18 protein-coding genes, 1 pseudogene and 2 riboswitches are annotated in these 22,177 nt (G+C 59.6%); of the genes and pseudogenes, 4 read left to right on the forward strand and 15 right to left on the reverse strand.

The window, feature by feature from the left end:
• Window positions 1–248: 248 nt before the first annotated feature.
• Window positions 249–1,286: pseudogene (locus ACXAGF_RS22880) on the reverse strand (IS110 family RNA-guided transposase).
• 530 nt (window positions 1,287–1,816) lie between these two features.
• Here ACXAGF_RS22880 and ACXAGF_RS22885 point away from each other — a divergent pair.
• Window positions 1,817–2,101, forward strand: a complete 285-nt coding sequence (locus tag ACXAGF_RS22885; RefSeq protein WP_475019852.1) for a hypothetical protein — start codon at window positions 1,817–1,819, stop codon at window positions 2,099–2,101.
• Window positions 2,102–2,263: 162 nt separating this feature from the next.
• Here the strand turns inward: ACXAGF_RS22885 and ACXAGF_RS22890 are convergent, their stop codons facing one another.
• Together ACXAGF_RS22890 and ACXAGF_RS22895 are read right to left on the reverse strand one after the other, a co-directional pair.
• Complete coding sequence (locus ACXAGF_RS22890; protein WP_475019853.1) at window positions 2,264–2,485, reverse strand: hypothetical protein; 222 nt, start codon at window positions 2,483–2,485, stop codon at window positions 2,264–2,266.
• A gap of 15 nt (window positions 2,486–2,500) precedes the next feature.
• The gene (locus ACXAGF_RS22895; protein WP_475019854.1) at window positions 2,501–4,876 is read right to left on the reverse strand and encodes a S8 family peptidase; all 2,376 of its coding nucleotides are present in this window, start codon (window positions 4,874–4,876) and stop codon (window positions 2,501–2,503) included.
• 89 nt (window positions 4,877–4,965) lie between these two features.
• On the opposite strand from ACXAGF_RS22895, the gene ACXAGF_RS22900 reads away from it, so the two are divergent.
• Window positions 4,966–5,250 (forward strand): ATP-binding cassette domain-containing protein, encoded by a 285-nt coding sequence (locus tag ACXAGF_RS22900; RefSeq protein ID WP_475019855.1) that lies wholly within the window; start codon window positions 4,966–4,968, stop codon window positions 5,248–5,250.
• Between the two features lie 170 nt (window positions 5,251–5,420).
• On the opposite strand, the gene ACXAGF_RS22905 is transcribed toward ACXAGF_RS22900, so the two are convergent.
• From ACXAGF_RS22905 to nrdH, 5 genes are all read right to left on the reverse strand, one after another.
• Window positions 5,421–6,455 carry a DUF6925 family protein gene (locus ACXAGF_RS22905; protein ID WP_475019856.1) on the reverse strand — a complete coding sequence of 345 codons (1,035 nt, stop codon included), beginning with the start codon at window positions 6,453–6,455 and terminating at the stop codon, window positions 5,421–5,423.
• Window positions 6,456–6,535: 80 nt separating this feature from the next.
• The gene (nrdF, locus tag ACXAGF_RS22910) at window positions 6,536–7,525 is read right to left on the reverse strand and encodes a class 1b ribonucleoside-diphosphate reductase subunit beta (RefSeq protein WP_475019857.1); all 990 of its coding nucleotides are present in this window, start codon (window positions 7,523–7,525) and stop codon (window positions 6,536–6,538) included.
• A gap of 13 nt (window positions 7,526–7,538) precedes the next feature.
• Window positions 7,539–9,686 carry a class 1b ribonucleoside-diphosphate reductase subunit alpha gene (gene nrdE / locus ACXAGF_RS22915; RefSeq protein WP_475019858.1) on the reverse strand — a complete coding sequence of 716 codons (2,148 nt, stop codon included), beginning with the start codon at window positions 9,684–9,686 and terminating at the stop codon, window positions 7,539–7,541.
• The gene (gene nrdI / locus ACXAGF_RS22920) at window positions 9,683–10,081 is read right to left on the reverse strand and encodes a class Ib ribonucleoside-diphosphate reductase assembly flavoprotein NrdI (protein ID WP_475019859.1); all 399 of its coding nucleotides are present in this window, start codon (window positions 10,079–10,081) and stop codon (window positions 9,683–9,685) included. Before nrdI ends, nrdE begins: the two co-directional genes overlap by 4 nt.
• Before the next feature lie 11 nt (window positions 10,082–10,092).
• Window positions 10,093–10,314 carry a glutaredoxin-like protein NrdH gene (gene nrdH / locus ACXAGF_RS22925; protein WP_475019860.1) on the reverse strand — a complete coding sequence of 74 codons (222 nt, stop codon included), beginning with the start codon at window positions 10,312–10,314 and terminating at the stop codon, window positions 10,093–10,095.
• A gap of 240 nt (window positions 10,315–10,554) precedes the next feature.
• A riboswitch (cobalamin riboswitch) is annotated at window positions 10,555–10,769 on the reverse strand.
• Window positions 10,770–11,217: 448 nt separating this feature from the next.
• Window positions 11,218–11,419: riboswitch (cobalamin riboswitch) on the forward strand.
• 90 nt (window positions 11,420–11,509) lie between these two features.
• Between nrdH and ACXAGF_RS22930 the strand changes: the two genes are divergently transcribed.
• Complete coding sequence (locus ACXAGF_RS22930; RefSeq protein ID WP_475019861.1) at window positions 11,510–12,751, forward strand: aromatic ring-hydroxylating oxygenase subunit alpha; 1,242 nt, start codon at window positions 11,510–11,512, stop codon at window positions 12,749–12,751.
• A gap of 1 nt (window position 12,752) precedes the next feature.
• Window positions 12,753–13,850, forward strand: coding sequence for an FAD-binding oxidoreductase (locus ACXAGF_RS22935; RefSeq protein ID WP_475019862.1), 1,098 nt, complete (start codon window positions 12,753–12,755; stop codon window positions 13,848–13,850).
• Window positions 13,851–14,307: 457 nt separating this feature from the next.
• Here ACXAGF_RS22935 and ACXAGF_RS22940 read toward each other — a convergent pair whose 3' ends face one another.
• The 7 genes from ACXAGF_RS22940 to ACXAGF_RS22970 form a co-directional block, all read right to left on the reverse strand.
• Entirely contained in the window at window positions 14,308–15,537 is a 1,230-nt protein-coding gene (locus ACXAGF_RS22940) for an aromatic ring-hydroxylating oxygenase subunit alpha (RefSeq protein WP_475019863.1), read from the reverse strand.
• Between the two features lie 202 nt (window positions 15,538–15,739).
• Window positions 15,740–16,498: an iron ABC transporter ATP-binding protein gene (locus ACXAGF_RS22945; RefSeq protein ID WP_475019864.1), complete on the reverse strand. Its 759-nt coding sequence runs from the start codon at window positions 16,496–16,498 to the stop codon at window positions 15,740–15,742.
• Entirely contained in the window at window positions 16,495–17,436 is a 942-nt protein-coding gene (locus tag ACXAGF_RS22950) for an iron chelate uptake ABC transporter family permease subunit (RefSeq protein ID WP_475019865.1), read from the reverse strand. The genes ACXAGF_RS22945 and ACXAGF_RS22950 overlap by 4 nt, the downstream gene beginning before the upstream one ends.
• Entirely contained in the window at window positions 17,429–18,409 is a 981-nt protein-coding gene (locus ACXAGF_RS22955; RefSeq protein ID WP_475019866.1) for an ABC transporter permease, read from the reverse strand. Before ACXAGF_RS22955 ends, ACXAGF_RS22950 begins: the two co-directional genes overlap by 8 nt.
• Window positions 18,406–19,317 carry a siderophore ABC transporter substrate-binding protein gene (locus tag ACXAGF_RS22960; protein WP_475019867.1) on the reverse strand — a complete coding sequence of 304 codons (912 nt, stop codon included), beginning with the start codon at window positions 19,315–19,317 and terminating at the stop codon, window positions 18,406–18,408. The genes ACXAGF_RS22955 and ACXAGF_RS22960 overlap by 4 nt, the downstream gene beginning before the upstream one ends.
• Before the next feature lie 88 nt (window positions 19,318–19,405).
• Window positions 19,406–19,696, reverse strand: coding sequence for a DUF2218 domain-containing protein (locus tag ACXAGF_RS22965; RefSeq protein ID WP_475019868.1), 291 nt, complete (start codon window positions 19,694–19,696; stop codon window positions 19,406–19,408).
• A gap of 96 nt (window positions 19,697–19,792) precedes the next feature.
• On the reverse strand, window positions 19,793–22,093 hold the full coding sequence (locus ACXAGF_RS22970) for a TonB-dependent receptor (protein WP_475019869.1): 2,301 nt from the start codon (window positions 22,091–22,093) through the stop codon (window positions 19,793–19,795).
• Window positions 22,094–22,177: the final 84 nt, after the last annotated feature.

Genomic DNA, 22,177 nt, shown 5'->3' on the forward strand with positions numbered 1-22,177 from the left:
ACTTTCCGCTTCTCCGGCTTCTGGTGTCTTTCGCAGGGTCTCGCTTCTCTCCGGGATCGGCCTTTTGGCCCTCCCACCATGGGGTTAGAGTGATGAAGTAAAACAATCTTGCATGCGTTCTGAGCGTCACTATACGATCGAACAAAGCGATCTTCGAACTTACTTCACCATCGTCCTGCGACGGACATCTATCCGCCGGATTGCGGAATCCGTTATCTCCTATTATGCCGCGCCGTTATCGAGTGAGATCAGCTGGCGGCCGGCAAATCATTCCGCGTCCAGCAAAATTCGGTGCCGTCACTCATCATGCGATGCATGATGACGGCCAGCCTGCGGGCGAGCGCGACAATGGCCTTTCGCATGCCGCGCCGTTTGGCGATATTCATCGCCCAGGCCTTCAGCCATGACCATTTTTTCACATTGATCATCAAGGTCTGGGCAGCTTCGTAAAGCAGCGTTCGCATCATCGCGTCACCGCACAGCGATATGCATCCAACACGCTTGCTTTCCCCCGACTCGTTGAGCTTCGGGGTCAACCCCAGTATCGGTCCAACAGCCTTCGAGTTCTTGAACCGCTGCGGAATGTCGATGGTGCTCGTGAACGCCAGCGATACGACGGGACCGACACCGGGGATCGTCATTAGCAGCCGGCACATAGCATCGTTGCGCGAGATGTCCAGAACCTTCTTGTGCAACCGGGAGAATTCCTCACGCAACTTACGCCTCGCTGTCAGCAGCGGCTCCATGATTTCCTGAAGATCAGCCATGTCATTGACCAACTCGCGAAATCACTCCTCGAATTTGACCGCGCCAACGTTCCCGACCTTCAGCCCAAAATTGCGCAACAGTCCGCGAATGTCGTTTTCAATGGCGATCGCTTTTTCCTGCAGCAGCTTGCGCGCCGTTAGCAGGGCCCTTCGTTTCTGGCTCGCCAGCGTTTTAACGTGCACAGGGCGGTACAGGTTGACCCGCATCATCTGCGCAATGCCACGGGCATCATTGCGATCGGTCTTGTTCGGCTGGGCCTTCAGGAAGGCTTTTACATGGCGCGTTTCGATGCAAATCACCGGCACGCCGGCCCTGGCGAGGGCCTCGAATAGCCATTGCGATAAAGGTCCGGCTTCCAGGCCAACCCGCTCAGGATTCCAAGCCGGATCTCGCAACATCGCGATCAGGTCATCGGGGTGGCTGGGAACCTTCACCTCTCGGCAAATCTCGCCCGTTTCGTCGACAATGCAGATGGCGGTCTCTTTCACCGAGACATCAAGACCCATATAATGCTTCATGCTGCGCTTCCTTTCCGATGCTTGTGGCTGTTGCAAAACATGACCACGTTTACCATCGCTCGAAGCGCAGCACCTTCTCCTACCACCGCCGTCTAAGGGTGAGGCTCAAGCCGAATACCCCATCTTGCATAACGGGTCGCGCGCCGGGCATAGTGCCGACGGGTGATTTCAGTCCAGGCCATCGTGAGCTCCATCGAATCTTTGCAAATCCGACGGAATCACAACCTATTGAAATCACCCACTTCTTTTTGAGGCAGGCACTCAGCATTGAATGGCAGTCGGCGCCCCCGAGCGGTCGAGTATTGGAGTATCCTTGACCTCGGCGGTCGACCGGGGTTGGCTGAGGAGTGGGTTGCAAGGGTTGAGATCTGGTTATGTTATACCATTACCCGAAATCAGGTAAGACATATTATGGAACTAACATCCGGTTTCGCGAGTGTTGCTTTTTGCAGGCACCTGCAGAACACCGAACTGTTCCGTCTCGGTGTTGCCGACGCTCCCGGTTCATCCAACCGAGGCAGTTCAGGCTCATGCTCGTCCAGGCCGATCGACACGATCCGATTGAAATCCGCCGCGGATATCGGGCGCACTCGCCTCGCGCGAAAGCCAAGGCGGGTGTGGCGCCAAAACCGATCGAAGGATTCCCAACGCCGCTATTCGATTGGACCGATGATCCGCCGGATTTCCAGCAAGCACTCATCAATCATATGCGCCGGCATGGGACTCCTATCGGCATCTGCATCGCGCTGTCGCCGGCGAGAACGGAACGGCTGACCCGCTCTCTACAACGCGATCGCCGTAAGCCATTCCATTAAAACGCGGATAAAAATCCATGTCGAAGACTTTACGGCATCACTTTGTTTTTGTTTGCAATTCTTCGCGGAATCCAATTGGAAATAGGTTCTGGACCGACCGAAGCTAATATAAGGGGGATAAAAGAGGACTCGTCATGCCAATTCACGACCCCTGCACCCTTCTCAACCGACTGCTAGTAGAACCCAACGAAAGCGCTTTACGGGAATGATGCGGATTCTGATGGAGCGATTGCCAAAAGAAGAGCGATACGTTGATGGCGTTCGGCGCATGGTTCCGCCCTGCACAACCACAAACTTATTCAGGCTGCCGTCGCCAACACCGGCGTTGTAAAGGAGATTGCCGACCTTGAAATCGCCGATGAAGTTTGACGGTATCTCGACCATGTTCACTTTCCTCGACTATGGAGCAGCCAGCTGCGCCGGACGCGGCTGAACCCGGTTTCTCACCTGATCATAGAGCCTGAGTTCGCCGGGCATTGCGAGCGTGACGGCCAGGCCGAATGGCACCAGATCGTCAATGGGCGAAGCCGGATCAGGCTCTCGTTGAATTTTCAGGCGCAGATTCATGCCGTCGGCGACGACCGCTGCCTGCGCCCCGCTCCAAACCCGAGTGAAGACAGTGCCACGATTGGTCTGGTTGCCATCCGGTTGCCAGGCATCCGCCGAAATGCCGAGACCTGCGATTTCGGCTGGATCGAGGAGCTTCATCCTGACAGCGCGATAGGATTTCCGACCAGGAATGACCGGTGTGAACCAAGCCAATGTGGCGGACACCGAATGAGCACGTGCCTGGCCGCCCATCGCAGCGGGAATTGGCACCAGCACATCGACGCTTCGCTCGCGACCGAGTGATCCCACGCACCAGAAGGTAGCGCGGTCTGCAGCACAGGCGACCGCATCATTACTTTCAACCACGCCGTAGCCCAGGAAGCGGCGGATATTGTCTTTTTGACGCGGAGCCTGACCCTGCCCAAACGGCCCGAGAAGTTCTTTGACCAGACCGGCCGCCGCATTCGGCCAGCGCGCCGGGTGCACAAGAAGGGCCTTGATGAGAACAGCCCGCTGAACATTCGTCAGCTGCAGGAACTCCCGGCCGTAAGCGGCCTCCAGGGCATCGTGAATGCGATGTGCTGTGCGAGAGGCCAGCGCGGTTGCCGCACTCGTCCCGTTTGTGTACCCCTCGGCATTCTCAAGGCCGGGACGCGGTGGCGCGGCAACTTTGAGTCCCGCTCCTCGACTTGCGCTCGCTGGCGAGACAGTGATGCTCTCCGCGCTCGCGACGACGCGAAGATGTTCGCGGGCGCCCGGCATCAGGATGTCCGGCTTGACGGAGCCCGCGAAGCCGGGTCCTAAAGCGCTCGATGGGTTGGCCGTATCCAGCTCGGAATATGGATTGACATTGGCACGCGCCAACGCGCGGTCAGCGGCCGGCACCCAATCAAGATTGCGGGCGCCGATCGTCAGTCCATTGATCGTCTCCGATGGTGACAACAGCCGGCGGTCGGCTACGATTTCTGCGACCGCGTTGATCACACCGCGTGCCCGCTGATCGGCGTTGGCATCCTCGAACGCGACCCTGTTTGCAAAGGCGGCCACAGGAAATTGCGCCGTGATATTGCCGGCACTAACGAGGAACAGGATACCGAACCGGAACGCCAGTCTGTCGAGAAGGCGTGCCCAAGGCGACAGCTGCCCATAAAATGGCCGTCTGACATTTCCGAGCGACATATTTACGATGATGACATGCGGAGCCGACGGTTGATCGCCGGCGCGCATATGCATGACCGCCTGATAGATCAAATCGATGATCAGCCTGTCCGGGGGAAAGCGGTCATTGTTGCCGAGCACCGGGATGCAATGCACCTGACGCGGCAGCGGCGGCTCCGGCCTGTTTCGGTCTCCGTGGACGATGAGTGAGGCCATGGCCGAGCCATGGAAACGTTGCGAGACAAGCGCGCCAAGCTCAAGCCCAAAATGGTCTTCGACGCTTAGATGACGCTGCAGCAACGGACGGCCAGCGACCGGAACACCATCGAGAAGGGCAAGGATCGGGTCGGCGGTGACGGGTCCCGCGGCGGGCGCGGGAGCAGCTGGCAAAAGATCATTGGAGTCAATTCCGGTGACGACACTCTGCGGGCGAATGTGCATGATCGGCTCGACGCCGGCGAGACTGCCGGGAGCACGCTCGACCACAGTCCGAACGGCTGCGACAGGCAGTTCGGCTAGGATAGCATGGTAGGCAATGTCTTCAAGCCTAGAGCGACTGAGAAGGCGACCACCGCTTTGCCGGATCGCAGCGGTGACCGTCGCGTCACTGATCGCACCTACCTCGGGAGAAGCACGGAACACGAGCTCGATTTCGAGAGGAACGAGTTCGTTGTCCTCCCGACCTTCGATCTCCTCAACCAGCACATCCACATCCAACGGTTGGACGCGATCGGCCGGCCCCCAAACACGAAGGTCACGAAGACAGGCGAAGACGTCCCGCCATGGGGTAAATCCTTGCGGCAGAGCTCTGCCACCGACCCATGTTCGCCAGAGAGATTCAATCTGCTGGAGCGCCCGCAAATCCGGCACGAGCAGGTACGCGACAGGTGCCTTGTCCTCATCGTCCGGCAGCTCTTCCTCGTCGATAAGTTCGAGGCCCGGGACGTTGTTGATTGCCCGGGCAAAGGCCGCAATGCTTCCCTTCACTTCGAATACGAGGAGTCGCTCAGGCGCCAGCGCTGCTGGATCGGCACGAAGCGCGAGACCCGCCGGGTCGCGCTGCAGCACGTCTGTCAGGCGTTGAAATTGCGGGCCAAAGCAGCGGCGGAACGCGCTTACTGTCGATCTTGTGGAGGCGAATCAAGTCGTAGAGACCCTTGGACAGACTGAACCTGTCGCGTGATCTCCTGGGGCGCTTGCCGAGCTCCGTCTCCGGCGGAGAACTTCAACGGATCGCACTGTTGCGCGCGCTGCTGCTCGACCCGGTCTTCCTCTTCGCTGACGAACCGACCTCGCGGCTGGACCCGGTGACACAAGCCCAAACCATCCGGCTCATGGTCGACATCGCCGCCGAGCGGGGCCTGGCGATCATGGTCGTCAGCCACGACGAGACACTGCTCTCGGCAATGTGCGATCGTGTGATCCGCTTGGAGGTGCACTAACCACGATTGTGATGCGACGGCAGCCTTGCCGACGAATTTGAGAGCAGTCCGCCGAGCACCCGCCGTCCTCCACTCACATACTGTTTGGGCACAATTCTAAGTAAGGCGGCTGTGATGGCCTGAGCGACAGTTTCTGTCGCCAGCACAACTTGCGGTCGATTTCTTGAAGACTAACAACCAGGCGCGACTTCATCGGTTGTAGCTGGATCGCCGCCACGGTCGAGGACCTCGCGCCATTTGCCAACCAACTCTTGATAGGAACGACTGCCGAACCGCTCAGCCAAACGATACTGTTGGCGCAGGGTTATGCGTACCGTGGCATGACAAAACCGATCAGACTGCAAGACGAACCGACTTGGCGCTGCCCTTCCAGCTAGACCGTCAAGTACCGCCTTGCGGAGAATTGGCAGGTCCGGCCGGGCATAGCGTTCGAACAATTCCTGGAACCGGGCGTGATCCTCAATGTCGAACTCGCGCTCTTGCCCCCGGTTATCCAAGACAGGGTTGGGGGGGTGTAGATAACCAAGCGGCACATGATCCTTCGGGATTGGAGTATTGGCGGAATGGGTTCGATGTAGCTTCAACAGCTGTGGTAGCAGATGCGTGTGCGGTCCTGTTGGAGAAACGCCGCCAGTATCCGCCCCACCTATTTTTTGAAAAACCTCGATGCGACCTATACGGGTTAACGCGATACGGTGCGGATGGGCCTCCATCATTGCAGACATTGCCGCACTGCCGGTGTCGAACAAGCTGTACCCTGCATGGGCACGAAGGATCGCCAGCAGTTCGGGGTCGTCAGTGCGAATGCAGAAGTCGCACTGCGGCAGATCGAGGCCGATGTCAAAGAGGGTTGCCTTTCTATCGGAAGGACGAACCGCACCCTCATCCGGCCCAAGTTCTGTTAGAACCTTCCGCCCACTCATAGCTGAATCCCTTTGCGGCAAGCAGAGCGCCACGCCGTGGCTCCAGCGATGCCGTTTGGGGCTGAGGGCTTCGTAGGCGACAGAGATGACCTGTGATAGGGCTCCGTCCTCGAGCCGAATGGCGCCCCGCGGCGTTGCGCGTACATAGGACGCCACGGCGTATTCTTCGACATGCTCGCCTTTGTCGTGATGGAACTCAGCGACAGCGCCGAAGGAGCCCATGCTCCATCCAGATTTCGGATCAGCGAGGCTATCCTTCAAGAGGTCCCGGATATTTCGCACGGCCGATCATCCTTCACTATCAATGTCTTCTCCCCACGCACGGTGCGCAGTGATTGAATCACCGTCGGGTTGCCGGCCAGCTAGAAATTCCAGTCCTCGTCCTCGGTCGCCACCGCTTTGCCAATTACGTACGAAGAGCCGGACCCCGAGAAGAAGTCATGGTTCTCGTCTGCGTTGGGCGATAGAGCCGAGAGGATTGCCGGATTGACCTTGCAGGCTTCTGGTGGAAACAGCGCCTCGTAACCGAGGTTCATCAGCGCCTTGTTGGCGTTGTAATGCAGGAACTTCTTGACGTCCTCGGTCAGGCCAACGCCATCATAAAGCGCCTCTGTGTACTTGGCCTCGTTGTCGTAGAGCTCAAGCAGCAGCTCGAAGGCAAAGTCCTTGATCTCCTGGCGGCGCTCCGCCGAGAGCCGCTCCAGTCCGAGCTGGAACTTGTAGCCGATGTAGTATCCGTGGACGGCCTCGTCTCGGATGATCAGCCTGATCATGTCGGCGGTGTTGGTGAGTTTGGCGCGGCTCGACCAATACATCGGCAGGTAGAAGCCGGAATAGAACAAGAAGCTCTCGAGGAAGACACTCGCGACCTTCTTCTTCAGTGGATCATTTGAAGCATACTGTTCCATGATCAGCGCTGATTTGCGCTGCAGGAACTCATTCTCCTCCGACCAGCGATAGGCGTCGTCGACATCCGGCGTCAGGCAGAGCGTCGAGAAGATCGAAGAGTATGAGCGCGCGTGTACTGCTTCCATGAAGGATATATTGGACAGCACGGCCTCCTCGTGCGGTGTGGCGGAGTCTGCCATCAGCTTCACAGCGCCAATGCCATTCTGGATTGTGTCGAGCAGCGTCAGGCCGGTGAAGACGCGGATGGTGAGTTTCTGCTCCTCCGGCTTCAGTGTCGCCCATGACGGGATGTCGTTAGAAAGTGGCACCTTCTCCGGCAGCCAGAAATTTCCGGTGAGCCGGTTCCACACCTCGAGGTCCTTGTCGTCCTCGATGCGGTTCCAGTTGATGGCGCGCACGGCGCTGGCAGCCTTCGGGGTCTTGGTTTTCATTTGGATGTTCATGGTCGTCACCGGTTCAGAGGGCGCACGAGACACAGCCCTGCACTTCCGTGCCGGACAGCGCCATCTGGCGAAGGCGGATGTAGTAGATGGTCTTGATACCCTTCCTCCAGGCATAGATCTGCGCGCGATTGATATCGCGGGTCGTGGCCGTGTCACGGAAGAACAGCGTCAGCGACAGGCCCTGGTCGACGTGTTGGGTCGCTGCGGCATAGGTGTCGATGATCTTTTCGGGACCGATCTCGTAGGCGTCTTGATAGTAGTCGAGGTTGTCGTTCGTCATAAAGGCTGCGGGGTAGTAAACGCGGCCGATCTTGCCCTCCTTGCGGATTTCGATCTTGGAGACAATCGGGTGAATCGAAGAGGTCGAGTGATTGATATATGAGATAGAACCGGTCGGCGGCACGGCCTGGAGGTTCTGGTTGTAGAGGCCGCCTTCCATCACGGCCGTCTTCAGTTCCAGCCAGTCTTCCTTCGTCGGAATGTGAATGCCCGCCTCCTCGAAAAGGCCTCTCACCTTCTCCGTCACCGGCAGCCATTCGGCTTCCGTGTACTTCTCAAAATATTCGCCGGTAGCGTATTTCGAGCTTTCGAAGCCCTTGAAGCTCCGCCCCTTCTCCACCGCTAGCCGGTTCGATGCGTGAACGGCGTGATAGGTCACGGTGTAAAAATAGATATTGGTGAAGTCGATACCTTCTTCCGAACCATAATAGATGCGTTCGCGGGCGAGATAGCCGTGCAGGTTCATCTGGCCAAGGCCGATTGCGTGACTGTCGTCGTTGCCCTTTTCCACCGAGGGAACGGACGAGATGTGGCTCATTTCGGAGACGGCGGTCAGCGCCCGGATCGAGGTCTCGATCGTCTGGCCGAAATCAGCCGAATCCATCGCGGCTGCAATATTCAGCGAACCGAGATTGCACGAAATATCCTTGCCCATCTTCGCGTAGGACAGGTCGTCGTTGAATTCACTCGCCTCGCTGACCTGCAGGATTTCCGAGCAGAGATTGCTCATCGTGATGCGGCCGGCGATCGGGTTGGCTCGGTTCACCGTGTCCTCGAACATTATGTAGGGGTAGCCACTCTCGAACTGGATCTCGGCGATGATCTGGAAGAAGTCGCGCGCCTTGATCTTCTTCTTGCGGATGCGGCCGTCCTCAACCATCTCACGGTACTTCTCCGTCACGGAGATCTCGGTAAAGGGCACACCATAGACGCGTTCAACGTCATGCGGCGAGAAGAGGTACATGTCCTCGTTGTTCCGCGCGAGCTCGAAGGTGATGTCCGGGATGACGACACCGAGGGACAGCGTCTTGATACGAACCTTCTCGTCGGCGTTTTCGCGCTTGGTATCGAGAAAGCGCATGATGTCGGGGTGGTGGGCGTGAAGATAGACCGCCCCCGCCCCTTGCCGCGCGCCTAGCTGGTTGGCGTAGGAAAAGCTGTCTTCCAGCAGCTTCATCACGGGGATTACGCCGGAGGACTGGTTCTCGATCTGCTTGATCGGCGCGCCCATCTCGCGAAGGTTCGTCAGCGACAGCGCGACGCCCCCTCCCCGCTTGGAAAGCTGGAGCGCCGAGTTGATCGAACGACCGATGCTCTCCATATTGTCTTCGACCCGCAGCAGGAAGCAGGAGACGAGTTCGCCGCGCTGCTTCTTGCCGGCATTGAGGAAGGTTGGTGTCGCGGGCTGGAAACGGCCGGATATGATCTCATCGACAAGGTCTCGGGCGAGCTTCTCGTTGCCCCGCGCCAGCGTCAAGGCGACCATGCAGACACGGTCCTCGTAGCGCTCAAGGTAGCGTTTTCCATCGAAAGTCTTCAGCGTGTAGGACGTGTAGTATTTGAACGCCCCGAGGAAGGTCGGAAAGCGGAACTTCTTGTCATAGGCGTGTTCGAAGAGATCACGCACGAAATTGAACGCGTACTGGTCCAGAACCTCCTGCTCATAATAACCCTCCGCCACCAAATAATCGAGCTTTTCTCGGAGGTTATGAAAGAAGACCGTGTTCTGATTGACATGCTGGAGGAAATACTGCTTCGCCGCCTGCCGGTCCTTGTCGAGCTGGATTTTCCCCTGTTCGTCATAGAGGTTCAACATTGCGTTGAGCGCGTGATAGTCCAGCGCCGTGATTTCCGGCGCTTTCGCCGGCTTTTCAAGCGTCATCGTGTCCAAAGTCGTTCTAGCCCCTGTCTGACGTTGTCGACATCCTCGTCCGTTCCGAGTAGTTCGAAGCGGTAGAGGAAAGGCACCGCGCACTTGGCGGAGATGATGTTGCCCGCGATGGCGAATCCGGTGCCAAAATTGGTGTTCCCCGCCGAAATCACGCCGCGGATCAGGCTGCGGTTGCACGGGTTGTTGAGGAAGCGGATGACCGGCTTCGGCACCGCCCCCTTCGCCCCGCCTCCCCCATAGGTTGGGGTTACCAGCACGAAGGGGTGGACTACTTCGGGCGGTTCCTCGCTTGCATCGAGCGGCAGGCGCAGGACTTCAACCCCGACTTTCTCGACGAACCGATGGGTGTTTTCCGACCGGCTGGAGAAATAGACCACTCCGCCCATCGTGCCGGGCCTCAAGCGAGTGCGCTGATCATGTCAGGACGGAAGCCGGCCCAATGCTGCTCTCCGGCAATAACAACAGGAACCTGACGGTAGCCGAGGCCCTGTACGAGGGCATACGCCTCTGCATCTTCGGAAATGTCGACGACGCTGTAGTCGATGCCTTGGCGGTCGAGCGCGCGTGTCGTTGCGGTGCACTGAACGCAGGCGGGTTTGGAGTAGACAGTGATGGCCATGGCTTTCCTCGTATCTGACAAGCGGGCATAGGAGACCGTCCGGCCATCCGCCGATGGCCGTCCGACGCAAATTTAAGGGCATAGCGGCCGCCTGAAACGGCGGGACGCGGGATGCGACCTACTCGCGTGGGTGAGCTGGAAAAAGGATCGACATGACTTCACCCCGAGGCATTTTGCGGGGCACCAGGGGAGGCGCTGAGGCGACATTGCTCAACGCTCGCCTGCCGGACACCCCGCCCGTGGACGTTCATGTGCGAGGCAGGTCTCCTGGCTCGCGGATCATCACATTCACCCACCTTCCCAAGGCATTTGCGCCTCAGTGGTCAACGGACGAACGCTCACCGCTTACAGTTGCGGGGGCAGCTCCGGACTCACTCCACCATCATGGTCGAACCGGATTCCCATCTTAGCCTTCAACTCAACGAATCGAAGGAACCTCGAACACTACATATAGTAGACCAGACAAAAATTGCGTCAATAGCTGGCGACAATTCCGAAGGACGAATTGGAAATTGTCTCTGTCGGCTGTGGATAGCGGGGACGCTGAGGGCAATCCACAGGAAGCATGACGGCCGGGGCTCGCGCGCTCTTCCCTTGATCGTTGGGGTAGGGCACTGGCCATCGCCCTAGGAGCGGGTTAGCCTGTCTTTGAAACACCTGGCCACCACCTAGCGCAGCTTTGCGCAGTTCACTGGCCGCAGCGACCATGTTCACCAGCGCCGGCTCGTCCTCATCCCATTTGCGAGCTTTCAGGCCGCAGTCGGACAAAAGGAGATCGGTCATCTCCTAAACCTCCGGCACACGCGGCGAGTGGAAATCCCTGGATTTTAGTCATCCGGGGGTTAGTCGATTTGCGACGCCTTTGATGTCGCTGTCGCTCTGCAGCAGCTCAAGGAAATGAAGTATGGTGCTCTCATCTTGGGTGCCGTCTCGCATTGGTTGCGATTCGGAGAATTGGGAAGCCGGTCCAAAGCCGGCGCTGCCCCCGCAACGGTAGCAGAGCGAAAATCGACAAATGCCACTGGGTAGTCCACCTGGGAAGGCGTCGACCGTCCTCAAGCGACAGCTCTGAAGCCCGGAAACCAGCCCAAGATGACATGAAACGACTGATTGCGGTGGGCGATCGGGCGACGGCACTGGTCTACGAGTGCCGGAAGCGCGACTCCATGCAACAGTCCCCTTTGGGATTTGGACAATGGACATTCGCAGCGAAGTGCTTCGCAAGATCAGGAACCGGCGCGACGGCTACAGCCTCGACCAGAATTTCTACATAGATCCCGACTACTACCACGTCGATCTCGAGACGATCTGGTATCGCGACTGGCTATTTATCGGCCACGACTGCGAAATCCCGCGCGCCGGCAACTTCTTTACCGTGCAGATCGGGGATTATCCGGTTGTGATCACACGCGACCGACATGGCGTCATCCGCGCGCTCCACAATTCCTGCCGCCATCGCGGCTCTCGCGTATGTACGCAGCACAAGGGATCATCAGCCAAGCTGGTTTGTCCCTATCACCAGTGGACCTACGAACTGGACGGAAAACTGCTCTTCGCCCGCCACATGGCCGAGGACTTCGACAAGAGCAGACACGGGCTGAAACCGATCCATTGCGAGACAGTCGGCGGTTACATCTTCATCTGCCTTGCGGAAGAGGCGCCGGATTTCGCGCCCTACCGACAGCTCGCAGAGCCCTATCTTGTCCGCCATCGGCTGGGCGAGGCCAAGGTCGCCTTCGAAAGCACCATCGTTGAGAAGGGCAACTGGAAGCTCGTCTGGGAGAACAACCGCGAGTGCTACCACTGTGCGGCCAACCATCCCGAACTCTGCCGCACCTACCCCGAGGCTCCGAGCGCAACCGGCGTGCAGGGAGCGAAGGATGATCCGGTAATCGCCAGACACTGGTCAAAATGCGAGGCAGCCAGTCTGCCGAGCGAGTTCCGCATGTCACCGTCCGGGCAGTTCCGGATGGCGCGCATGCCGCTGATCGCAGATGCCGAAAGCTACACGATGTCAGGCGCGCGTGCTGTCCGTCGTCCGCTTTCGAGCGACGTTACGGAAAGCCACATCGGCACACTTTTGATGTTCCACTATCCGACGACGTGGAACCACGTGCTGGCCGACCATGCGATCACCTTCCGTGTGCTGCCGCTCGGCCCCGAGCTGACCCAGGTTACAACCAAGTGGCTCGTCAGCACGGACGCTGTGGAAGGCGTCGACTACACGCTCGATGAACTCATCCACGTCTGGACGGAAACCAATGACCAGGATCGCCAGATCGTCGAAGAAAATGCCTTCGGCATCCGTTCGCCGGCCTACGAGCCCGGTCCCTACTCCGCCGAGGACGAAAGTGGCGTGATGCAGTTCGTGGAGTGGTACTGCCAGTTCATGGTCGACCGACTGGGCGACGAGAAACCGATGTCAAGGGTCGCCTGACATGCAGATGGCTCCCGCTTTCCATCATTTCGACGAATTGCACGTCTGGATCGACCGGCAGCAGCTACTCGAATGTATTTCGGCGGTGGTAGAGACCGCCGATGTCATGACTTTCACCTTCCGGGCGGAAAAACCTTGTTGGTTCCGTTATCTTCCGGGGCAATTCGTCACCCTCGAACTGCCTGTCGCCGAAGAACCGGTCATGCGCACCTACACACTGTCGTCGACACCATCCCGGCCCCATTCTATCGCGGTCACCGTGAAGGCGCAGCCCGACAGCCTCGGTACGCGCTGGATGTTCGATCACCTGAAACCCGGCACTAGGGTTAGGGCCTTCGGGCCGCTCGGCGACTTCTCCTTCGTCCGCCACCCCGGTGACAAGTACCTCTTCATCTCTGCGGGTTCCGGCATCACGCCGATGATGTCAATGACACGCTGGATGGCCGACTGCGTGCCGGAAACCGATGTTACCTTCGTTTCCTGCGCCCGCCGACCAGAGGACCTGTTGTTCCGCTCGGAGCTGGAGGTACTGGCGACGCAGATGTCTGGACTGAACCTTGGTTTCATCGTCGAAGGGCATGGGGCACGTCAACGTTGGCATGGCCTGCGAGGCAGGCTAGACGGGACGAAGCTTCCGTTACTTGCCCCGGACTTCCTCGAGCGAACGGTGTTCTGCTGCGGGCCCGAACCATTCATGCGCGGTGTCCGAGAGATGCTGAAAGTGGCTGGTTTCGACATGGGCCGCTATCATGAGGAAAGCTTCCAGCCGGCAGCCGCTCCAGCGGCAGAAGAGATTGCCGTGCGTACAGGAGCGGTCGGCGACGCAGTCGAGGCTCAGATAGCCAAGGTCTCCTTCACCCTGAGCCACAAGGAAGTGGAGTCCAAGCCCGGGCAAACCCTTCTCCAGACGGCTCGATTGAGCGGAGTTCGGATCGGCGCGGCTTGCGAAGGCGGCATTTGCGGCACCTGCCGCGTCTTGAAGCTGTCCGGCGAAGTGGACATGCAGCACAACGGCGGCATACTCGATGACGAGATCGAGGAGGGTTACATCCTCGCCTGTTGCTCACGACCGATAGGGGATGTGGCTATCGAGGCGTGAGCAAACTCCTGCCCAGTGTTCAAGGCTCTTCTCAACCAGAAAAGGAACTTGGTCTTGGCGCCTCAGCAATCATTGCGAAACGATCATCCATAGCTCAGCTGGAACGCTGTCTGTCAAACCCGAGCCACTGCGAAAGGTCAGAAACGCTGCCTTAGGCACCGCCCCATGGCGTTGCAAAAGGCAGCTGGCCAAAAGGGCGTGTCGAACCGGCCGACCGCCCCGGCATTAGGTAGCAAGAACCAGGTCTTTGCTGCCTAATGCCGGACCGCCCGGCGGGCAACGCCGGCTAGGACCTTCTGTCAACGCGTTGAGTTCAGGAACAGGTCGTTGCCGAGGATTACCTTTGCGAGATGATGGCGCTTGTCCTAGAGGATTGTTCGGACGAGGGAAGCGAACCGAGAGTTAGCCAAGTGTGTTATTCGACGGGGTACCCTCTCGAATAGTCCAGGTTGGTCGACTAGGGCCGGCTAATCTCGTCCAGATACCATTCGATGTAGCGCAGTTCGTTCTGCTCCATCGGCGCGATGGGACCGGGCACGAAATAATGCGACCGCACCCCGCGTGCCGTGTGTTCGATGATCGCCTTGTCTTCCGCGGTCGTGACCTTCCAGAGCCAGGTCAGCTTTTCTAGGTCATAGTCCTTGCCCGCTTCCGCCTTGCCATCGACGAGCCAGATCAGTTCCATCTCGCAGGTCTCCGCTGTCTTCGGTATGAAGCGGTAGATCATGCCGTGGTCGGGATAGCACACGAGGAAAGTGGTGCCACCGAGATGAATCGATGTGACGCCGCCGTCGAAATCGGTAAAGCGCCCCATCAGCGGCGCGACCGGCTTGCCGTCTTCGCTACCGCTCTGCACACCCTCGTAGAGTGCATAGCGGAAGGCGTGGATCGCCTCGCGGCCATCGCGCGAGGTCTGCCAATGATTGCCGTAACCGACCTCGATACCGAGTGCGCAAGTGCGCGCCTCCATCGCCTTGTTCAGCGCCTCGATCATGTGCAGCGGCTGCTCGAGCGCATGGGTCTGTGAATATTCAGGATGAGCGGGACCGCAGTGATAGCACTCTACATAGTTCTCGACGGCGAGCTTCCAGTTGGCTGAAACCGGATAGGTCTCGCGGTGAGCGACCTTGGCGCTTGCCCAGCCGTATTGGCCGCAGGTTGCATGCAGCAGGTGTTCGACTTCCGAAAAATCCAGCGGCTGATCGGCAAAACAGATAAAGACCAGCCCTTCGACAACGCGCACATGCAAAGTCTTCAGCCCGTGGTCCTCGCGCCTGAAATCGTTCGGCATCAATCGCGCAGCCCTGAGACTCCCGTCGTTGCCATATGTCCATGCATGGTATGGGCAGACGAAAACGCGGGCATTGCCCTTCTGTTTGGTGCAGACCTCCGCACCCCGATGGCGACAGACATTGAGCATGGCGTGGATAGACCCATCGGCCGCTCGGGTGACGATCACCTGCTCGGTATCGATGCGGAAAACCTCGAAATCGTTCACGTTGGGGATCACGCTTTCGTGGGCGAGGCAATGCCAATGGCGGCGGAAGACCCGCTCCATGTCACGTCGATAGATCCCTTCGTCAAGATAGAATGGTTGGGTCAGCCCATGGCCAGAGCGCTGTTCGGATACCAGGCGGTCAATGCGGTCTGCATGCTTATCGACGACAATTTCCGCGAATCTATCCATCGACGGGTCCTACAAGTAGTGCTTGTTCTCCATCACATTAACCGTATGGTTGCGCTGAACGGAAGGCCACAAAGGGACCTCTATTGATCGATGTTGTCGATTACAGATGCGATTATTGGGTAGCGGAAAGCATTGATATTGAAGCGCTTCAGCCTTAGCTAAAGCTCAAGCCCGTACATCAGCCGATGCCATGTCCGTGCGGCTAAAGATGATGAAGCACCAGCGGCTTGCCGTCTATCTCCTTCACCTTCATCCGATAGCCGAAGATCGCCTCCAGATTGTCTACGGTGAGAATGGTTTCGGGCGAGCCGTCGGCGATAACGCGGCCATCGCGCATGGCAACGATGCGGTCGGCATAGGCGGCGGCCTGGTTGATGTCATGCAGCACGATGATGGCCGTGCGCCGGCGCTCGTCGGCAATCAGCCGCAGACATTTCATCAGCTGGCGAGCATGAAACATGTCGAGGTGATTCAGCGGCTCGTCGAGCAAAAGGTAGTCTGTGCCCTGGCAGAAAGTCATCGCGACCATGGCCCGCTGACGCTGGCCGCCAGAGAGCGTATCGATGATGCGGTCCGCAAGCGATTGCAGATCGAACTGAATAAGCGCTGCCTCGATGAGTTCGAGGTCTTCCGCGACCGGTCGTCCTTGATGGTGCGGAAATCGGCCGAAGCCGACAAGCTCGCGCACCGTCAGGCGGCTGGCGACGGCTCCATCCTGCCTCAGGATGGCCAGACGCTGCGCAAGGCCGCGGCTCGCGGTCCGGTCGACCGCCAGGCCGTCGACCGTGATGCGTCCCTTTTGCAGCGGCTGCAACCTGGCGATCAACGACAGCAGGCTCGATTTTCCGGCCCCGTTCGGACCGACGAGCGCCACAATCCCGCCGCGCGGCAAGGCAAGATCGATGTCCGTGAGGATCGGCGTGTCGCGAAATGAAAGCGAGACATTCTCGACGAGGATCATTTCCGGCTCCCGCGGAACAGTAGCACGAGGAAGACAAGGCCGCCGACGAACTCGATCACCACGCCCAGCGTTGATGCGCCGCCGAGCCCATGCTGCAAGACGGCCTGGCCTCCGACGAGGGTGATGATGGCAATCAGTACCGCAGCTGGCATCAACAAGGCATGGCGCTGGCTGCGAACAACCCGCTCGGCAAGTGCGGCGACCAGAAGACCGAAAAAGGCGACAGGGCCGACCAGTGCAGTGGAGACCGCCACCATGACGATGACGAGAACGAGAAGGCCGGCAGCGGTCCTGAGCCAGTTCACGCCAAGCCCAATCGCGGCCTCACGTCCAAGGCCGATGATATCGAGGACATGTCTTGCCCGCCAGCACAAGGTGGCGGCCGCCAGCGTGAGGGCCGTGCCGAGAAAGGTCAGGTCGACGCGCAGCCCGTTAAAGTCGGCAAAACTCTTTATCTGCACGACGGCATAGGCATTCGGGTCCAGCAGGCGTGACAGCAACTGCGACAGGCTGCGAAACAGCAGGCCCAGCGTAACACCCATCAGGAGCATCAGATTGATATCCAGGCGCGACCTGACGAGTGGCCAGAGCAATGCCCCGGCCAGTGCCATCATGAGCGGAACTTCTACGCCGAATTTCAGGGCCGGATCGAGGCTGGCGTAGCCAACTCCGCCCAGCGCAAAAACCAGCGCGGTCTGCCCGAACAGGTAGAGGGCATCAAGGCCCATGATCGAGGGGGTCAGGATCCGGTTCGCCGTTACTGTCTGGAACAGCACGGTCGAGATGGCGATCGCCACCGCGACCTGGAAAAGTGCCAGCAGCTTCAGCGCCCGCAACTGCACGACAAACAGCAGATTGCCGCGCAGGCCCACTGTCAGAAAGCAGAATGCGGCGACGAGGGCAATGGCTGCGAGCAAAGCGATGCGACGGTCAGGCATGGGCGGCTCGCTGGAACAGCATCAGGTAAAGGAAGAGGAAGGCCCCGACAACGCCCATTACTGTCGCGACAGGAATCTCATAGGGGTAGCGCACCACGCGCCCGAGTACGTCGCAACCGAGCACAAGCGCCGCCCCGCTGAGCGCCACCCAAGGAATGGTTGCGCGCAGGTTGTCGCCAAGGATGCGAGAGACAAGGTTGGGAACAACGAGGCCGACGAACGGGATAATGCCGACGATCGTGACAGTCACAGCCGAAACCAGGGATACGACCAGCAGGCCGAACTGGAGTGTGCGCCGGTAATTGAGCCCGAGCCCGATGCTCACATCGCGGCCAAGCGACAACAGCGTCAGCCGGTCCGCGGCCCACCAGGCCAGGGCAACGAGGAACGCTGCGCCCCACAACAATTCGTAACGGCCGCGCACCACGCCGGAAAACTCGCCGTTGGTCCAGATGTCGATGAACTGCAAAAGGTCCGTCTGCCAGCCGACAAAGGTCACGATCGCTCCGACCACGCCGCCGTAGACAAGGCCAAACAGCGGTACGAGGTAGGGCTGGGTGGGCGGGAGGCGATGTGCGATCCCAAGGAACAGTGCGGTTCCGAGCAGAGCCAGAACACTGGCGGCAAGCATCTTGACGGCAAGCGTCGCTCCCGGGAAGAACACCGTCATGAGCAGTATGCCGAGCGCGGCGCCTTGCGTCGTGCCTGCCGTGGATGGTTCCACGAAGCGGTTGCGCGCCAGCGATTGCATGATCAGACCGGCGATCGAAAGCGCAGCGCCCGTTAGCACCGCGGCCACCGTGCGTGGCAGGCGACTGACAAGAAAGAGCTCGAGCGCCTGGGGTTCGGCCGCCAGCGAGCGCGGCGAGAAGTCCCCTGCCCCGATGCATATGCTAAGGAACACAAGCACGACGAAGGCCGCACAGGCGGCCAGCTTCTTCACATTTGGGACTGCAAGGCGTCTTGGGGTCATTGTGTCTTGGAGAAGGCCTCGGCGATCGCGCCAAAGACCCTGGTCATTGCCTGCACGCCGCCTGCCGCGATGTAGAAATCGCCGGCAGGCAGATAGACCACCTGGCCCTTCTTCCAGGCTGTGGTTTCAGCCACCAGTTCATTGTCGAGCGTGGTCCTGGCGTTCTGGTCCTCTGAACCGATGGCCGCCGCCCGATCAAGCACGAGAAGCCAGTCGGGATTTACGGTGCGGATGAACTCGAACGAGACGGCCTCGCCGTGAGTGGCAGCCTCGACGTCGGCCACCGCCGGCGGCAGATCGAGAGCGGAATGAACCCAGCCGAACCGCGACCCGGTACCATAGGCGGTCACCTTGGGGCCATTCGTCATGATGATCAGCGCCTTTCCCTTGCCGGAAACGGCGGCGCGTGTCCTTGCGACCGCCGCGTCAAGTTCGCTGGCGATCATCTCGCCCTGCCGCTGCCGATCGAAAAGCATGGCATAGGCTGCAAGCCGCTCCTTCGCCTGGTGCAACAGTGTGTCACCGTCCATGGTCATGTCGATGGTCGGGGCGAGCCGTGACACAGACTCCATTTGGGTCGACGAGCGGCCGCCGATGATAATGAGATCCGGTTCGAGTTCGCTGAGTGCCTCGAGGTCGGGCTGGAAAATGTCGCCGACAACGGCCGCGCCTTGCTGGAGATGTGTCAGTTGCGGCAGATATAGATTGGAGGGAAGCCCCGCTATCTTGACCCCCAGCGCGTCGAGCGTGTCGATCGCAGCTATATCGAAGACGGCAAGCCTTGCGGGCGAAGCGTCGATCGACACTTTTCCCGTCGCGGTCACGATCTCGGCCGCGCTTGCCACGCCAAAAGATGCAAGACCCAGCAGTGCGCCGAAGAGTGCTGAAAGAGTATGGCGGCTCGTCATCTCGGTCCTTTCATTTTTCGCGTGTCGGACATCGGGCCCAGTTTCGCAGCCAGGTAAGATAGTTGCCCATTGACGCGCTGCCGCGCCCTCAATCCGCCGACTTCCAGTCAAGCGCCTCGGGGTTCTCTCGAAAGGCGAAGCGGAGCAGGTGATTCTCGATGACACTCTTCGTGTCGGCGAGATTGGCGTCGTCGACCGAACGGACACGAATGTGCAGTCCGTCCGGCGCGGCCTGCAGGTAGCCGGTGCCGCAGGAAAATCGGAGCTCGGCGCGAGCGTCGAGCTGCTCCACGTCGATCTTGTGGGCGAAATGCTTACAGAGCTGGGCCAGAAACTTCTGCCCGTTTTCCGTCGCGAACCGGGTTGTTGCCTCTTGCATTTGAAACTCCTTTATCTTGACGCATATGCGAGGCGGGGTCAGGCACCAGGCCCGCCCCACTTCGTCTGAAGGCAAGCGTCCGTTGGCGGGCCGACCTCAGAAGGTGGCCTTGGCAGTCAGAACGAAGGACCGACCCGGCTCGTAGAGCGGCGTAACGGTTCCGAACTCCTGACCGTAGGTCGCCCGATCGGCATAGGTCTCATCGAAGATGTTCTTTACATCGGCGCGCAACGTGAGGTTCGGCCGGTTCGGCGGCACATATTCGACGAACGCATTGAACACCTGATAGCCGTCGAGGGGTTCGCTACCGGCTGCGACGTCGTCATAATCGAGGGCGAACTCGGCGTCGGCGCCGAGCGTGACGCCCCAGTCGGCCAGTGTGTGCACCACCTGTACAGTGATGAACTGGCCGGCCGGCGTGGCGAGATAGGTGCCAAGATCGGAATCGGCCGGCTGGCCATCGATGTCGACGTCAATATTGGCGTATCTCACGTCGAAAAAGCCGTCGCTCCAACTGTAGCCGCCGCCGATCTCGAACCCACGCGAACGCACGTCGTGCGCCTCGATGCCACTTGTAATGGCATAGCGTGGCGTGCGGGCATGGTCGAGATCGGTCTGAAACACGCTGCCCTCTGCGGTGAACCCGTTGTAGGTAGCCTCCAGCCCCAGGATGTAATTATCGGCGGTTACCGGCTCCGGACCATCGCCGTAGTCCCAGTTCGGATTCATGATGAAGTTTTCGGCCAGCGGAATTCCGGCCCACACGTGCGAATAGCCAGCCTTTGCCGTCAGTAGGTTCTCGATGAGATCGTACTCGCCCGAGACATTGCCGCTGAAGCCGGAGTTGGTCCATTCCTCGCCGGTCGTTCCGGTGAACTCCTGGTTGTCGCCACGTGCGCCGAAGGACAGGCGGGTCCTGTCCCAGGGCTCAATCCGCGCTTGCGCGTAGACGCCGACATTGCGCGCCTTTTCGTTGGCCGGATCGAACAGGTCTTCCAGATCCGCCTCGTCGTCGTAGAAGTCGACGCCGGCGATGACATTGCCGATGTCGAACGAGAACTTGTTTTCGAACTTGCCGTTGAAGCTGTCCGTCGTACCTATGGCCGGATAGGGCGGTATCGCCAACGCTGGCGGCAGGAATACTGGAACCTCGAGATTTGTTCGGCTGTAGGCCAGCAGCAGCTTGGGGTCCCACCACCCTTCCGGCGTGCTGTCGGTATAGGTGAATACCGTGTTCTGCCGGTCGAGCTCGTAATCGCGCACACGCGGCTCCCATGGCGGGCGGCCGTCGATGAAGCCGATATTGGCGCGATAAGGCCGCGGTGCGTCATCATGAACGCGCTCATGGCTGATTTCTATACGGTCGCCGCTGTCGAACTCATAGGCCAGCTTGCCAAGGCCGCTGAGCAGATCCGTGCTGGTGCCTTCGACCTCATCGCCGTTTCCGGCCTTGAAGTCGTTGCCGTTGCCAAAGCCGAAGGCCCCCAGGAACTCAAGCCCCTCGTGCATGCCGTAGACAGTGATTCCGGTGGTAAATGTATCACTGTTGAAGTTGAAGCTCGACGTAATGAAGCCGCCAAAGCTATCACCGTCCAGAAGGTCCCGCGCGTCCTTCGTTTCATAGGCGATCGCCCCGGCGAGCGCTCCAGGACCGGCATCCGCCGGCGCCACACCCGCATCGACGCTGACGGCCTTCAGCAGGCCGGGATCGATGAGGTTGGTGCCGCTGTGATGGAAGACCTTGTTGTTCTGGCGGCCTCCGTCGATGGTCACGGCGAGGTTGGTCTCCTCGATGCCGTGTACATAGACTTTCTGCGACATCGGCACAGAGCTGCCGACGGAGATGCCCGGCTCGGTTCTGAACAGATCGCCGAGGTTGGCCGGGTTCCTCAGCTCGATGTCCTCAGAGGTGATCACGGTTTCGCCGGCGCCGATATTGCCACCACCGAAGACGGAGATCGGGTCAAGGACGGTCGCGCCGTCGGCGGCGGCACCGGCGCCCGTTGCGGATGCCGATCCTATCACGGCCGTTCCGCCGGAAATCTCGTAGGGAAGGCCCGTGCCCGCCAGCATCAGTGCCAGTGCCTGCTGCGGATCCATTGTGCCATTGACGGCGCTGGATTGAACGCCTCGCGAAGCGGCGGCCGCAAGCGTGACCTGTAGTCCGGACTGCCGACCGAAAGCGTTTAATGCCCTCGCCAGCGGCTGGGCGGGAATGCTGAAGGTGCGAACATTGCCGACATGCGCAGGCGCCTCCTGGGCTACGGCGCTCCCCACTGGGGCCGAGGCAAGATACGAAAGTCCGGCAATCGCAGACGTCGCAAGCAGGCGCAATCCCACGTGGCTATGAATTCTTCTGAAGTCTGTTTGGCCCTTGCGGCGTTGCGGCGAACTCATGATACCCCCGGCTCGACTTGCTGCTCGCCGCCTACGGCAAGCGCTTCCGAACAAAGACGACCGGCTCGGAGATTTTTTTCACCT

This window comes from Mycoplana sp. ABR4_002, assembly GCF_056159645.1.

What these genes read in the sequence shown, in the direction of transcription:
- ACXAGF_RS22955 (WP_475019866.1), bottom strand. Translation starts at nt 18,409, where the DNA reads ATGACCCCAAGACGCCTTGCAGTCCCAAATGTGAAGAAGCTGGCCGCC.
- ACXAGF_RS22950 (WP_475019865.1), bottom strand. Translation starts at nt 17,436, where the DNA reads ATGCCTGACCGTCGCATCGCTTTGCTCGCAGCCATTGCCCTCGTCGCC.
- nrdE (WP_475019858.1), bottom strand. Translation starts at nt 9,686, where the DNA reads ATGACGCTTGAAAAGCCGGCGAAAGCGCCGGAAATCACGGCGCTGGAC.
- ACXAGF_RS22890 (WP_475019853.1), bottom strand. Translation starts at nt 2,485, where the DNA reads ATGGTCGAGATACCGTCAAACTTCATCGGCGATTTCAAGGTCGGCAAT.
- ACXAGF_RS22885 (WP_475019852.1), top strand. Translation starts at nt 1,817, where the DNA reads ATGCTCGTCCAGGCCGATCGACACGATCCGATTGAAATCCGCCGCGGA.
- ACXAGF_RS22930 (WP_475019861.1), top strand. Translation starts at nt 11,510, where the DNA reads ATGGACATTCGCAGCGAAGTGCTTCGCAAGATCAGGAACCGGCGCGAC.
- ACXAGF_RS22970 (WP_475019869.1), bottom strand. Translation starts at nt 22,093, where the DNA reads ATGAGTTCGCCGCAACGCCGCAAGGGCCAAACAGACTTCAGAAGAATT.
- ACXAGF_RS22935 (WP_475019862.1), top strand. Translation starts at nt 12,753, where the DNA reads ATGCAGATGGCTCCCGCTTTCCATCATTTCGACGAATTGCACGTCTGG.
- ACXAGF_RS22945 (WP_475019864.1), bottom strand. Translation starts at nt 16,498, where the DNA reads ATGATCCTCGTCGAGAATGTCTCGCTTTCATTTCGCGACACGCCGATC.
- ACXAGF_RS22960 (WP_475019867.1), bottom strand. Translation starts at nt 19,317, where the DNA reads ATGACGAGCCGCCATACTCTTTCAGCACTCTTCGGCGCACTGCTGGGT.
- nrdF (WP_475019857.1), bottom strand. Translation starts at nt 7,525, where the DNA reads ATGAACATCCAAATGAAAACCAAGACCCCGAAGGCTGCCAGCGCCGTG.
- ACXAGF_RS22965 (WP_475019868.1), bottom strand. Translation starts at nt 19,696, where the DNA reads ATGCAAGAGGCAACAACCCGGTTCGCGACGGAAAACGGGCAGAAGTTT.
- nrdH (WP_475019860.1), bottom strand. Translation starts at nt 10,314, where the DNA reads ATGGCCATCACTGTCTACTCCAAACCCGCCTGCGTTCAGTGCACCGCA.
- ACXAGF_RS22940 (WP_475019863.1), bottom strand. Translation starts at nt 15,537, where the DNA reads ATGGATAGATTCGCGGAAATTGTCGTCGATAAGCATGCAGACCGCATT.
- nrdI (WP_475019859.1), bottom strand. Translation starts at nt 10,081, where the DNA reads ATGGGCGGAGTGGTCTATTTCTCCAGCCGGTCGGAAAACACCCATCGG.